The following is a 12,353-nucleotide window of genomic DNA, read 5'->3' on the forward strand; positions in this document are numbered from 1 at the left end:
TTTTATGAAAATTCATTATTGTTGGTTTGGTAATTCACCTAAAAATTCAAAGATTATTTCATGCATTCAAAGTTGGAAAAGGTTTCATCCTGAAGCTGAGATTATAGAATGGAATGAAAATAATTTAGATTTATCCATATGCAACTATGTCCAAGAAGCATATTCTAAGAAAAAGTATGCATTCGTTTCAGACTACTACCGATATTATGTATTGTATCATTTTGGTGGCATTTACTTGGATACGGATGTAGAGCTAATTAAATCCTTGAATGATTTACCTGAGGCGTTTGTGGGTTTTGAAACTGGAGGTCGATACGTTGCTAGTGGCCTGATTAGGGCTGCTCCTAAAAACGACAAGATTTGTAAAGAGCTTCTTGAGTCTTTTCATAGCGATTCATTCATTTTACCTAGTGGGAATTTAAATTTAGAAACAGTTTGTTTAAGAGAAACTAGAATTTTATGCAAATATGGATTAGTTCCAAATAATAAATTTCAAATCATTTGTAATACTTATATTTATCCCTCTGATTTTTTTTGTCCATTCGACAACTCATCTAATGAATTGATTTTGACTTCAAATACATATTCCATCCACCATTATTTGGGCTCTTGGCTTGATGAATCTCAACGAGCAAAGATATTGCTCAATAGGGACAAAAAAAGAAAAGCTAAAGAACTTTCCAGAAAATTGCGCATTCCACTAATGCTATCTTCGTTTTATGTTTTTTTGAAACATGATGGCGTAACAACAACTTTCAGAAGAGTTCTTGATTATCTAAGTAAAAAGTTTTACTCCAAATACTAACGCTTTCTGAGAATTTGTTTAACCCTTAGTATCAGTAATTTAAAGGAGTCATCAAACAAAAGGAACAAAACTCCTGTAAGAATCCAATTTGTAACTACAGTAAGAAAAGCAACAACTACCCAATCTATAAAGCTAGTAATGTTGAATAATATGACTTTATCAACAAAAAAAGTTGTTAAGATACTAGCGATCGTTAGTAACACTATCTTTTTCAAATAACTCTCAAAATATTCACGCGCACTTTTCTTAAAACCTGACATATATAAGAAATATCCCTTCCAACCAACTACTACTACTATCTGGCTAAGGAGAACGCCCAGAAAAACTCCAGATAGTCCCCAGTAGTAACCCAACAGGATTGAAAGAGTTAAATTTAGAGCCGACTCAATGATAGGAGCCCATACATCTCTATACAAACCCATTGCTCCCAAGAAAACATCACATGTTCGGCTCATTTGGATAAAGCAAGTCATTGTTAATAAGAGCAATGGGACTGGCGGCATAACATACTCTTTTCCAATCCAAAGTGTTATAAAAGAATCTGATAAATACCAAATCCCATGAGTAATAACTCCCGCTACACACAATTTAAACGTATACAATTCCCAAAAAACTTTCTTTATGGTACTACAATCGGATTTGGAAACTAAATTTCCAACCCCAGCATAAAAACCTCGAGCTAAAGCATCAACAAATAGTAGACAAGCACTCATAACAAATAGATAATTCCCATAAATTGCGACTACTGTTAATGAATAAAAAAAATAAATAACCAATGGCGTTGTTTGATTTAGAACAAATCCACCTAATTTATGAAAAAATAGCTGCTTCGTTTTGTTCAAAATAAAGGGATATTGGCAATTTAAACTTCTACCCTCATTTATACGTGAGGTTAGCCAAGGATACTCGTTTTTAATGCAACGATTTAGGTTAATAGAAGTTAATATAGAAGCAAAAACCTCTAAAACCATCCACCACAAATATCCATCAGGAAGTTGCCATATAGCCCACATCTGAATAAAAACTTTTATAACTTTTACTCTCTGAGTTTCAATAGTAATCTTGTACTCTTTCTGATCTGCCGACAAAACAATCATCTTGTAATTGACAAAATAGCCTAATATCGCGCTAAATAAAAAGGCTATAAACGTCCCATAGGCATAAATCAAAGGCACTTCCGTCTTATCAAAAATCCAAGGGAAAAATGCCATTAAAACGATCGAACCTGCAATAACAAACAATCCAACCCAGCGATAAAACCACCCTTGCAACGAAACAATATCAATAATTTCTTGCCTATTATTTTGACTTAAAGGTTTATATAGCGCGAAAGCCACTGCCGCACCGATACCTGATTCAGCGAGATTTAAAAACTGTAGGAGATTTTGGGCGGTCGTATTTAGCCCAAGTAATTCAGCTCCCAAATAATCCAAAAAAATCTTTCGGGAGAAAAATTGCAAAATCAGGTTAATGCAATAGAAAATCAATGCTATCTTTGCATTTTGTATAACTCTTGCGGTACGTGAAACAACAGCCATACCTATATGCCATTCTTACTGTTTATTGACATCATAATTCGAGCTCTCATCGTGTAATAGCAAAAGACTATAAGTACAGTTATTTCAAAATTTCGAGTAAATGACCCACTTTATAATCATATTCCGGAGGATTAAAAGGAATCATGCCCCCCCCCGGAGTAAATGTCATTTCGGCAAAATAATAACCTCGCGGTAAAACGAAAAAGTCTACTCTCACAAACTCGAAACCCTCGCACAACCTTTTTGCATCGGACAACATTCGATCATAAAGAGGTGGTAGTCTTATCGATTCCAAATCTTTGTAGTCATCTCTCTTCATTGGCATTTTTGATCCATCTAAGTTAAAAAAGCCAATTTCTGCCTCTCTATCATGAATCAAGTCGATCGACACATACATAAATTTAGGCGAACCATTAAAACAGAAAAATTTGTAGTCTGTAATCTTGTCTCCAAGAAATTCTTCACAAAGAATGAGATGTTTTTTTATCTGAGAATAATGCGGTTCAACGTTATAACGTCCAAAGTCTTCTTCTAACCATTCTTCCAACTGTGTATAAATTTCTGCTCTATTAACTAGTTTTTTATTTCTTACCACAATGTTATAAGCACACCCATGATTACACTTCAAAACAAAAGAATTTGGTAGTGCCTCCCAAGGAATATCTTCAGTTTTCTCCCAAACACCTAATAATGGTACCTCCCTATCTCGTAAAGATTTTTCATCTAGATATTCCTTCACTCTATACTTGTCGGCACACTGAATAACTAGAGGATTCTTCGGGAACTTGTAAATTTTAAGCCATTGGATTTTTTCATTAAAAGTTTGGGGATTATTCAAATCCACCCCCCTCCCCAAAATGACTTTTGAATATACTTTTGACAAAAACCAATCAGGAAAAACATAAGAAGCCACAACCTGCAGCTTTCGCCTAATCATATAGAGCAAACTATCACGTCGCATCACGATCATCCTTATTTTATTTTTAAAATTTTGATTAAACACCAATAAGCTATATGAAAAATACTTCTAAATACACTTAATTTTTCAATATCCCTATATAAAATCCAATGATATCGAATCAATGGTATTTTATTGGAAGATATAGAACCTGCTCTAACACGGTACTGCATAAGAATATTAGGCAAGCCATAAACAAAAGGCTCACGGTGTAATATACGCAACCACAATGCATAGTCATTGCGGCGCTTTATGTTAGGCCCTCTACATTTTCCTAACTTTTCTGTGTCATAGATGACCGTTGAATTTCCGATAGGACAATCTAGAAGGACTCTATCGTAATCAGCTCTAGGAACGCTACGAATTATTTTTCTCAATGGTTCACCCTTTTCATTCACTTTTTCATATGAAGTGCAAGTGAAAGCGTAACCATTCTCCTGCATGAAACTGATTTGTTTCTTTAACTTTTCCGGATACCAAAGATCATCTGAATCCAAAAAGGCTATATATTTTCCGCGTGCCTCATCTGTTGCTTTAGTGCGGGCAGCAACCACACCCGATCTCTTTTCCAGTAAAAAATATCGAATGCGCGAATCCTTTTTCATATACTGTGCAACGATATCTCTAGTATTATCAGACGAACAGTCATCAACAACAATAAGTTCCCAGTACGGATAAGATTGCTTTAAAACAGACTCAATAGTTTCTCCAATATATAGGGCACAGTTGTATGCTGGCATCACAATAGAAACAAGTTCCGGCCTCATAACATATCCTAATTGTTCCTAAAAAGGTCTCGCGAAAAAACCTTTGTCTCGACATCCTTAAGATCTTGGGAATAACGATTAGTAATAATCACATCACTAATTTCTTTGAATTTTGCAAGATCATCTTCAAATTGCAGAAAACTTAATGAGTTGTTCTGACTGTAAGCGGGATCGTAAACAATAACCTGGATTCCTTTTGATTTAATTTCATTAATGATGTCAAAAATCGCAGAAGCCCTGCAATTGTCAGATCCGGTTTTCATAGCAAGCTTATAAACACCAACCACCTTTGGTGACTTTGCTAATACTTGGGACGCTACCAAATGTTTTCTCGTTTTGTTAGAGCGAACAATGGCGGAAATGAGTTCTTGAGGGACATCTTTATAGTTAGCTAACAATTGTTTAGTGTCTTTGGGTAAACAGTACCCTCCGTACCCAAAAGACGGATTGCAATAATGACTTCCAATTCTGGGATCCAAGCCAATGCCTTCAATTATTTCTTGACTATTCAAACCTTTTTTCCAGGCATAGCTGTCTAATTCATTAAAAAAAGCCACCCTCATTGCCAAATAAGTATTGGCAAACAACTTAATCGCTTCCGCCTCGGTAGAGTTTGTGTAAAGCACTGGAGTGTCTTTTTTAATCGCTCCTTGAAGCATTAATTCTCCAAAATGCTTTGCCTTTTCTGATTTATCCCCGATAACAATCCTCGATGGATATAAATTATCGTAGAGCGCTTGTCCCTCCCTTAAGAACTCAGGGACAAAAATTACATTTTTAAACCCTTTCAACCGTATTCCCTCGGTAAAGCCAACCGGAATTGTTGATTTGATAATGATTGTTGCAGAAGGATTCACTACACTAGCCTGTTGCAAAACACTTTCAACTGACAAAGTATTAAATCGATTGGTTTTATCATCGTAATCAGTAGGTGTCGCAATTAAGATAAATTCTGCACCTTTACAAGCTTCATCTAAATTAAGGGTTGCTCTTAAATTAAGAGGCTTATTTTTAAGATAATTTGAGATTAATGCATCAACAATTGGACTCTTCTTATTATTAATTAATTCAACTTTTTCTTTTATAACATCAACTAGTACAACTTCATTATGTTGAGCCAAAAGAATGGCATTACTCAAGCCAACATAACCGATACCAACAACTGCAATTTTCATTTATATTCTCTTTTTAATTATTCCAAGTTCTGAACCTGCTCACGCATTTTTTCAATATTGACTTTCAAAGTCAAAGACGTTTGAGTCATTTCGATAGCAGCCGCTTTACTACCCAGCGTATTGGCTTCACGATTTAGCTCCTGCATCATGAAATCCAATCTTTTACCTACTTCACCTCCATGACTCAGTAAGCGTCTTACTTCCTTAACATGCGTTAACAACCGCTTCATCTCTTCATCAACATCTAATTTAATAGCGTAGAGAATCACTTCCTGACGAATGCGGTCACTAACCTCTTCACGAGTCAATGTTGAGCGATCAACCAACGTCTTAGATAAAGCATCTTCCAAACGTTCTTCAAGCTTCTTTTGGATGCTGGTAATAATCTCAGAAATCTTAGGTGCTAATTCATTGACCGTCTCTTCTATTCGATCACAATAGCCATTTAAGACAACGGCCAACGCCTCACCTTCTCGTCTTCTCGCTTCCAAGAAAACTTCCAATGTCTTATTTAGTCCCTCTAAAACCTGAGTCTTTAACACATCAAAGTCAACGCTTTTAGGTTCTAGAATTCCCGGGAAACTCAAAATTTGAGAAACAGTCAAAGGTCGGACATCAGGTTGAATCGCCTCAACTTCTTTTTGTAGAGATAGAAGATTAGTCACTGCTGTTTGATTTAAAGTCTGCTCACAAACCGCTTCCCCAACCCACTGCATCCGGCATTCAATCTTGCCGCGAGCAACACTTTTCGCTAACAGGGTACGAACGTCACCTTCTAAAAAACGCAATTCTTCAGGTAAACGCATTGCAATTTCCTGATAGCGAGAATTAACGCTTTTCACATCAATGGCGAGCACCCCTAAAAGCGTTTCAATCTGAAAATGGGCAAAGCCCGTCATACTGTTAACCGACACTTGATTTCCTTTGTTTGATCCACAAGACGACAGTCTCCATTGTAAGGCAAAGCGGTTATAAAGGCTCTTTTTTCTACATTTACTCTTTAAATTTTTAAGTGAATCATTACAATTCTGCGCTCCCTTACGAAGCTCCCACGTAGTTTTTACACTTTTGCTTGTATTAGGAAAATGCAAAATATCTACGCCTACAACTTCATAACACTTTTAAACTGCGCCAAAATTAAAGCGCACCGCTACTCACTCATGGAGGATACCCATTTTTACGATGTCCCTTTTGAAGAATTAGAGGAACTTAAAATAGAAGACGTCATCAAAAGAGTGGGGCTCTACCCTATTCCTTTCTTTTCTCTCAAAATCGCGCAGCGACCCACAAACCATAAGACATCCAAATGGATTAAGAGTCTGTGGCAAAGTCTTCACTTTTCACACCAACTGCATGATGTGCATCGCACATTGACGGCAACGGCTAAGGTTCCTGTTGGTCAGTTTTTGCACGATCAACTAGTATTAACGCATACTCACTGGGATATTTTAAAAGCAAAGTCTAGATCTGACATTTCTATCTTTCATCGATACCCGAATGAAAAGAAATTTATTAGAAATCAACAAATTACCCCTCCCCCGAGCTGGAATTTAAACACTCTTGAAGTGCCACTTGAAAAGCTTATTACTTCTAAACTTCCACATAAGATTGTTGCGGAACTAACCGGAAAAACTCCTTATTTAATCAAAAATATCCGTGAACAATTTGTCCCCGAGGGTGAATTTATACCCAATACTTTTGTTCAGAAACGAAGTCTTGAGCGAAACTGCATTCACCGGTTTACCCTTTTTTTAGCAGACCGTTTTTTTAATCTACAGCTACGTTTTGGGTTAAATCCCATCCATGCCTTCATCAAAGCAATCGATATTGTCGGCTGCGCCCCGACCTTTATCGCCAACAAGTCTGATGATTTTCACTTAGGCGTCAATCTTTTTTATTGGCTCAGTCTTAAAGGCCAACTCCCTGCCCCACAATTCACCCACCCTGTCAAAGAGAATCACTTCCCTGATAGCTTTTTGGATTATTTTGGAAATGGAACCCAAGCTCCCTTACCCACCATCCGACAAATGGGGATATTTCCAGTTAGTCCCATGTTAGATGATGAACATCGACGAATGCTCGAAGCCATTAACAATGGGATTACAAACCGTACGTGCTTAAAGACTGTCGTGTACAACTACTTTCATGGAGTGTACGCATAATGTCTTTTCTCTTTTTTAATAAGCGTCACCCTAAAAACAAAAAGGGGAAACACCTCCTCCCATTTTTGCAACCCATTGAAATAAATGAATTTTTAACCAAACACGATACTCTGATCAAAAGACTCAAATTAGCTTATTCGGACACCGGGAGTTGGGACTCAAAAATTTTACCTTGCATTCGCCAATTAGCTCTTTTGTGCGGACACTTACCTTATAGCGCCAACGGTGTTTTTAGCGGTCAAGATGGGCTATTCAAAGGAAGTATTCAAGCAGCTACCTACGCTGTGGAAATTATGGAAAGCACGGTACAGCTTGAAAAGAACATCATGGCGCAGCACCTTTTGCAAGGACGATTAAAGGCCGCCGCACTTTGACTTGTCCTGAAAAAAGTTGACACCTTTTGATTAGAAAAGGAGTGCCAAATGACATATTTCAGAGACTCGACAGATCCGGCCTATCGAGAGTATTGTGCAAAAATTGTTGGTCTTCAAAATCGATTTTCTCAGCATGACCGTGATCGAATTGTGAGAGAATTCCTCTCTGAAGGGCTCAACGCCAAAGAAGTTGCCCATCACTATGGTCTCAGTGGTGCGCAAGTTTTGTATCAATGGGTTGGGCGCTACATCGAGGAGACTCAAATCATGCGTAAAACGAAAGAGCTTACGGATGAAGAGTTCAAGGCGATGACTCCCCAAGAGCAGCTCCAAGAGCTTAAACGCTTGAAAAAAGCTCTTGAGCTGGAAAAGATTCGCAGCGAGGCCTACAACCATATGATTGAGTTGGCCGAGCAACAATTCAACATCCCGATCCGAAAAAAATCTGGCACCAAACAGTAAGCTGGCTGCATAGCGTTTATCCCCATTTTGGTCTGGGTAAATGCTGTGCGCTGTTTGGTTATAGCCGACAGTCTTATTACAAGCACGTTGAGGAAAACGGCTTTGCAGGACAGGCTCTTAACGAGTTGATTGTTCAGTCTGTCCGCACATACAGGCAACAGATGCCTCGCATTGGTTCACGTAAGCTTTACATTCTCGTTAAACGTGAATTCGGTTCTCAACAGGGATTTCCTGGCAGAGATAAGTTCCTTGACCTGCTCTCAGGTCAAGGATTACTGCTGAGAATTAAACGCCGCAAGCATTACAAAACCACCGACTCCAATCATCCCTTTAAGCGTTATCCCAATCTTATCCGTGATAAGGTTTTCGGAGCTCCCAATCAGGCATGGGCTAGTGACATAACCTATGTAGAGACAGCCGATGGTGTTTGCTACCTTTCGTTAATAACAGATCTTTATTCCAGGAAAATTGTTGGTTGGGCTCTAGGAGAAACACTACAAACTGTTCATTGCCAAAGAGCCTTAGAAATGGCCCTGGAAACACTACGATATCCGGAAGACTCAAAAGGCTTGATTCATCACTCGGATCGCGGGTGTCAGTACTGTAGTTACAGTTACGTCGACAGGTTAAAGTCACGAGGGATACAAATTTCGATGACTGAAAGTGGCGATCCTTTGGAAAACGCGGTCGCTGAGAGAGTTAACGGGATCATCAAAAGTGAATGGCTTTACGGGGTGGAAATCAAAGATTATGCCGACTGCTATGAGCGAGTATCACAGGCGATTGAGACATACAACAACCTCCGACCTCATATGAGTTTGGATTATCAAACCCCGACGGAGGTGCATGATTTTGGAGCTGTCCCTGTACGCCATTGGAAAACGTACAGTGAAAGAAAACAGGCAAACCAAGAACAAACGTTATAAAGGGCTCCCGCCACGTTTGATAGGCCGACGGCCTATCAAGCCATGTTTGGGCCAACAATAAGGAGGAGATTTAAAAAGGATTAAAATAAAAAGACACCATGGGAAATATCTCCAAGGTGTCAACATGTTCAGGTTTTAGTTTTTTAGCTGTAAAGAAAATTAGGCAAGAATCAAAAACCTGTCAACCAAGTCAGTCATAGTTTTAAAAACTGTCAACCAATTTCAGGCAAGGTCACTTTTAGCAGGATTATGTTCTTTTCTGGATACGTTTGAGAAAATTTTGATCACAGAAAGTGCAATCATCCATGAAAACGCCTTTTTTCATATCAGTGAAAACAATCATGTAAGCCATTTGGCTTTTAATCCTTTGGCGATGCCTTATGACACTTGGGTCAGAGAGAAACTTGAAAAGAACACTTCAATCAAGTTAGTGCTTCATTGGAAGAGCGCTCCTCCCGTTACTCAATCCAGGCAAAACTTACGTCTTTTCTACGCCAGACACATTTTGGCTTCTGAAACGATGGCTTGGTTGGGAGAAGCCGGCTCTTTACCCCTCATTGAACTGATGAAATGCCTGACCACTGATTCTGATCTTGAAGAGGTGCCATCGTCCGTTATCAAAGCGCGGGATCTTGGTGTATTCAGAGCCTGTCAACTTGAACGTGAACAAATGGGAGCTAAACTTGGAAAGGTTTTAGCGCCACACGGTTGGCAAAACACGCTTATTCGAATTCTTCGAGCAAGGATTCTGAATGATTGGGCAATTAATGCTAAAGACAGTCCGTTAAGAAAAGGAGCTGACGGCCTCTTTTTATATTGGCCTGACATTTGCCCGATTCTCATTGATGACTTCAAAAATTTCGGCTTAACCGACTTACCCTCGGATCCGGATATTTGGGCTGGCTGCCTTCTGGAAAGCGGTTTAACAATTCCTTCAAAGAAGGGACTTGCAACCTGCTGGATTACGGTTACCCCTAACGCCAAGCCCCGAGAAGCGATCAAACTATCTGATGCTCATTTCTTTACCGGTAACAAGAACTTATACGCCAAAACGATCAAGAGAAATTTTGAGACTGAACTTAATGAAGAGCAATCCTGCGCGCTTTCTCAGCTCACCCGTGAAATTTTAGAGTCCACGGATAAAGTCTTTACACAATACATTCCTTCTGAACAGATGGTTACTCAACAAAACACTATTACTTGGCATATAAATGAAAAATATGAAAGTTCAAATCCCGCACTTTCCGCGATTTTTGATTTATTAAATAGAGAACCCCAAAAAGTTTCTGAACGATTAATTGATGAAGGGCTTTTTCTCTCCGACCATCTTAACTTCCTCAGTGCAGACCTTACATTCGAACGATTGGTGACATCATTATTGAGCAATAACCTCATCTATGAAAATGATCGAGGTGAACCGCTCTGGGTGACTCATACCGATATTCACGGATCGCTTCAGCGCGGAGTAATTTTAAAAGCTGACTGTCTTGGAGCTAGGCTCGAAGGTAACGATTTATCGTTTAAGGAAATTTTTACGGCGCTTCACCATAGAAAACCATCCCCCCATTTCGCTTTTTTCCGTCATGAAGTCCAATCGTCTGATCAACTGAGCTTTAACTTTTGCGAGGAGGAAAATTCATGACTCATAGCGAAAGAACCTCTCAAACCTTCGAGCGCTATGACTGCTGGCACTTTGCTTTTGAAGGTTATGCCGTGGCCGCTTGGACGATTGGCTTTGGTTATGTCACATGGCTTTATTTTACGCACCGTTTGCCTTTGTCTTGGTGCTCGATTTTGTGGACACTTACCGTGGCTTTTCTGATGAAGCGTTCCTATGAAGCACTTAAAGTGCTCACGGCAAGGGCATCTTTATCCGGTTCCAAAGTCACCTTTATGACATTTAAAGAACTGGACAAAATCATGAAAGGTCATCCGCATGATCTATGGCTTGGGATTGGTTTTCGGTGGTGGCCTGAGCACTCGCAAAAGCTCTATGAGTTGATGAAACTGGCCTGGACCAAGCTCTTATTACCCAAGTGGCTTAGCAGCCTTCTTTTACCCAACCAAATTTTGCCTGATGAAGCAGCGGGATTACCCATCATTCATGGTGTGAGCGACATAGATGACTCGCTCTTTCGGCCTTTGAAAAACTTTGAAGGGGGACTTTGTCTTTGCGGAACCACTCAGGCGGGCAAGGGGGTTTATTTGAGTCACCTGGTTGCTCAAGCGATTGCCCGAGGCGATGTTGTCATTGTGATTGATCCCAAACATTCCTCACACTTAAAAGACAACATCTTGCATGCTTGCAGGGCTTGCGGACGCGATGATCCCCTCACTTTTCACCCGGCTTTTCCTGACACCGGAGTAAGACTTGATCCCATGCACAGTTTCACCAATGCCACTGAAATTGCTTCGCGCATCCGTCAAGCCTTTCCGCCCAACATGGATGAAAGCATCGCCAATTTTGCCTGGATGGCGGTAAACGCCATTGCTCAAGGGTTAATTGCATTGGAAATTCGTCCAACTTTGCCCTTAATTGCCAAATACGTAAAACTCGGCATCCACGACTTGCTTGAGCCTTTATTGGAACGACATGCGAGAAACCATGCTGCTCACGATTGGCAAAAAAACTACTCCGAATTACGTGAAAAGGCCGATCGACCGCCGATGCCCTCCGTTTCCGATAAGCTCATGGTGCTTGTGGCACTTTATGAAACAGAGCTTCATCACCTTGCACCTGACCCCGCTATTGACGGACTCATTGAAGTGTTTCGCCACAATCGGGAACACTACTCAAAAATCACGGCCTCTCTTTTACCAATTCTTTCAATGTTGACAACGGGTAAGTTAGCCAACAGTCTCTCACCTTCCATCACAGACCCTCATGACACGCGTCCTGTGATGAGTCTTGAAAAAGTGATCAATGGCGGTCATGTTTCGTACATTGACTTAGATTCCATGCCTAACCCAACAGTGACCTCAACCCTTGCCGGTATTTGGCTCGCGGACCTGGCCAACATTGCCGGTCGGCGCTACAACCTTGGACTTTCTGCGCTGAACTCGCAAAGAATCAGCCTTTTTATCGATGAAGTCTCAAACGTCATCAATGTCCCTCCCACTGAAATTCTCAAATTTGAACTTATTGCACGATTACCAAAATAATGGTCTTATTAAGGTTATTTTAGG

The 12,353-nt window shown here is 39.8% G+C and carries 12 protein-coding genes; 7 read left to right on the top strand and 5 right to left on the bottom strand.

All coding sequences use genetic code 11. The features are described 5' to 3' along the window. Positions 1 to 4: 4 nt before the first annotated feature. Positions 5 to 805, top strand: a complete 801-nt coding sequence (locus tag M3080_RS03470) for a glycosyltransferase family 32 protein (protein ID WP_249091912.1) — start codon at positions 5 to 7, stop codon at positions 803 to 805. Here M3080_RS03470 and M3080_RS03475 read toward each other — a convergent pair. The 5 genes from M3080_RS03475 to M3080_RS03495 all read right to left on the bottom strand — a co-directional run bounded on the left by M3080_RS03475 (position 802) and on the right by M3080_RS03495 (position 6,157). Further along, on the bottom strand, positions 802 to 2,343 hold the full coding sequence (locus tag M3080_RS03475; protein ID WP_249091913.1) for a lipopolysaccharide biosynthesis protein: 1,542 nt from the start codon (positions 2,341 to 2,343) through the stop codon (positions 802 to 804). The two genes, M3080_RS03470 and M3080_RS03475, sit on opposite strands and share 4 nt — an antisense overlap. Positions 2,344 to 2,422: 79 nt before the next feature. Then, positions 2,423 to 3,304 carry an ATP-grasp fold amidoligase family protein gene (locus M3080_RS03480; RefSeq protein ID WP_249091914.1) on the bottom strand — a complete coding sequence of 294 codons (882 nt, stop codon included), beginning with the start codon at positions 3,302 to 3,304 and terminating at the stop codon, positions 2,423 to 2,425. Between the two features lie 11 nt (positions 3,305 to 3,315). Continuing rightward, the gene (locus M3080_RS03485; protein ID WP_249091915.1) at positions 3,316 to 4,068 is read right to left on the bottom strand and encodes a glycosyltransferase family 2 protein; all 753 of its coding nucleotides are present in this window, start codon (positions 4,066 to 4,068) and stop codon (positions 3,316 to 3,318) included. 8 nt (positions 4,069 to 4,076) lie between these two features. Continuing rightward, positions 4,077 to 5,243: a nucleotide sugar dehydrogenase gene (locus tag M3080_RS03490; RefSeq protein WP_249091916.1), complete on the bottom strand. Its 1,167-nt coding sequence runs from the start codon at positions 5,241 to 5,243 to the stop codon at positions 4,077 to 4,079. 17 nt (positions 5,244 to 5,260) lie between these two features. Beyond that, positions 5,261 to 6,157 (bottom strand): YicC/YloC family endoribonuclease, encoded by an 897-nt coding sequence (locus tag M3080_RS03495; protein ID WP_249091917.1) that lies wholly within the window; start codon positions 6,155 to 6,157, stop codon positions 5,261 to 5,263. A gap of 171 nt (positions 6,158 to 6,328) precedes the next feature. Between M3080_RS03495 and M3080_RS03500 the strand changes: the two genes are divergently transcribed. The 6 genes from M3080_RS03500 to traD all read left to right on the top strand — a co-directional run bounded on the left by M3080_RS03500 (position 6,329) and on the right by traD (position 12,329). After that, on the top strand, positions 6,329 to 7,405 hold the full coding sequence (locus tag M3080_RS03500) for a hypothetical protein (RefSeq protein ID WP_249091918.1): 1,077 nt from the start codon (positions 6,329 to 6,331) through the stop codon (positions 7,403 to 7,405). After that, positions 7,405 to 7,779 (top strand): hypothetical protein, encoded by a 375-nt coding sequence (locus M3080_RS03505; RefSeq protein ID WP_249091919.1) that lies wholly within the window; start codon positions 7,405 to 7,407, stop codon positions 7,777 to 7,779. The genes M3080_RS03500 and M3080_RS03505 overlap by 1 nt, the downstream gene beginning before the upstream one ends. 48 nt (positions 7,780 to 7,827) lie before the next feature. Beyond that, a complete protein-coding gene (locus M3080_RS03510) occupies positions 7,828 to 8,241 on the top strand; it encodes a transposase (RefSeq protein ID WP_249091920.1) in 414 nt (137 codons plus the stop codon). Positions 8,242 to 8,291: 50 nt separating this feature from the next. Then, complete coding sequence (locus M3080_RS03515; RefSeq protein ID WP_249092004.1) at positions 8,292 to 9,167, top strand: IS3 family transposase; 876 nt, start codon at positions 8,292 to 8,294, stop codon at positions 9,165 to 9,167. A gap of 280 nt (positions 9,168 to 9,447) precedes the next feature. Beyond that, a complete protein-coding gene (locus tag M3080_RS03520; RefSeq protein WP_249091921.1) occupies positions 9,448 to 10,809 on the top strand; it encodes a hypothetical protein in 1,362 nt (453 codons plus the stop codon). Further along, the gene (gene traD / locus M3080_RS03525) at positions 10,806 to 12,329 is read left to right on the top strand and encodes a conjugative transfer system coupling protein TraD (protein ID WP_249091922.1); all 1,524 of its coding nucleotides are present in this window, start codon (positions 10,806 to 10,808) and stop codon (positions 12,327 to 12,329) included. Before M3080_RS03520 ends, traD begins: the two co-directional genes overlap by 4 nt. Positions 12,330 to 12,353 lie beyond the last annotated feature (24 nt).

Origin of the sequence: Parasutterella secunda (genome assembly GCF_023336895.1) — a bacterium.
In the GTDB taxonomy this organism is placed as follows: domain Bacteria; phylum Pseudomonadota; class Gammaproteobacteria; order Burkholderiales; family Burkholderiaceae_F; genus Aphodousia; species Aphodousia faecalis.

Excerpts from the sequence above, each read along its gene's own strand:
- M3080_RS03485 (WP_249091915.1), bottom strand. The coding sequence starts at position 4,068 with ATGAGGCCGGAACTTGTTTCTATTGTGATGCCAGCATACAACTGTGCC.
- M3080_RS03510 (WP_249091920.1), top strand. The coding sequence starts at position 7,828 with ATGACATATTTCAGAGACTCGACAGATCCGGCCTATCGAGAGTATTGT.
- M3080_RS03470 (WP_249091912.1), top strand. The coding sequence starts at position 5 with ATGAAAATTCATTATTGTTGGTTTGGTAATTCACCTAAAAATTCAAAG.
- M3080_RS03500 (WP_249091918.1), top strand. The coding sequence starts at position 6,329 with ATGCAAAATATCTACGCCTACAACTTCATAACACTTTTAAACTGCGCC.
- M3080_RS03505 (WP_249091919.1), top strand. The coding sequence starts at position 7,405 with ATGTCTTTTCTCTTTTTTAATAAGCGTCACCCTAAAAACAAAAAGGGG.
- M3080_RS03480 (WP_249091914.1), bottom strand. The coding sequence starts at position 3,304 with ATGCGACGTGATAGTTTGCTCTATATGATTAGGCGAAAGCTGCAGGTT.
- traD (WP_249091922.1), top strand. The coding sequence starts at position 10,806 with ATGACTCATAGCGAAAGAACCTCTCAAACCTTCGAGCGCTATGACTGC.
- M3080_RS03490 (WP_249091916.1), bottom strand. The coding sequence starts at position 5,243 with ATGAAAATTGCAGTTGTTGGTATCGGTTATGTTGGCTTGAGTAATGCC.
- M3080_RS03475 (WP_249091913.1), bottom strand. The coding sequence starts at position 2,343 with ATGGCTGTTGTTTCACGTACCGCAAGAGTTATACAAAATGCAAAGATA.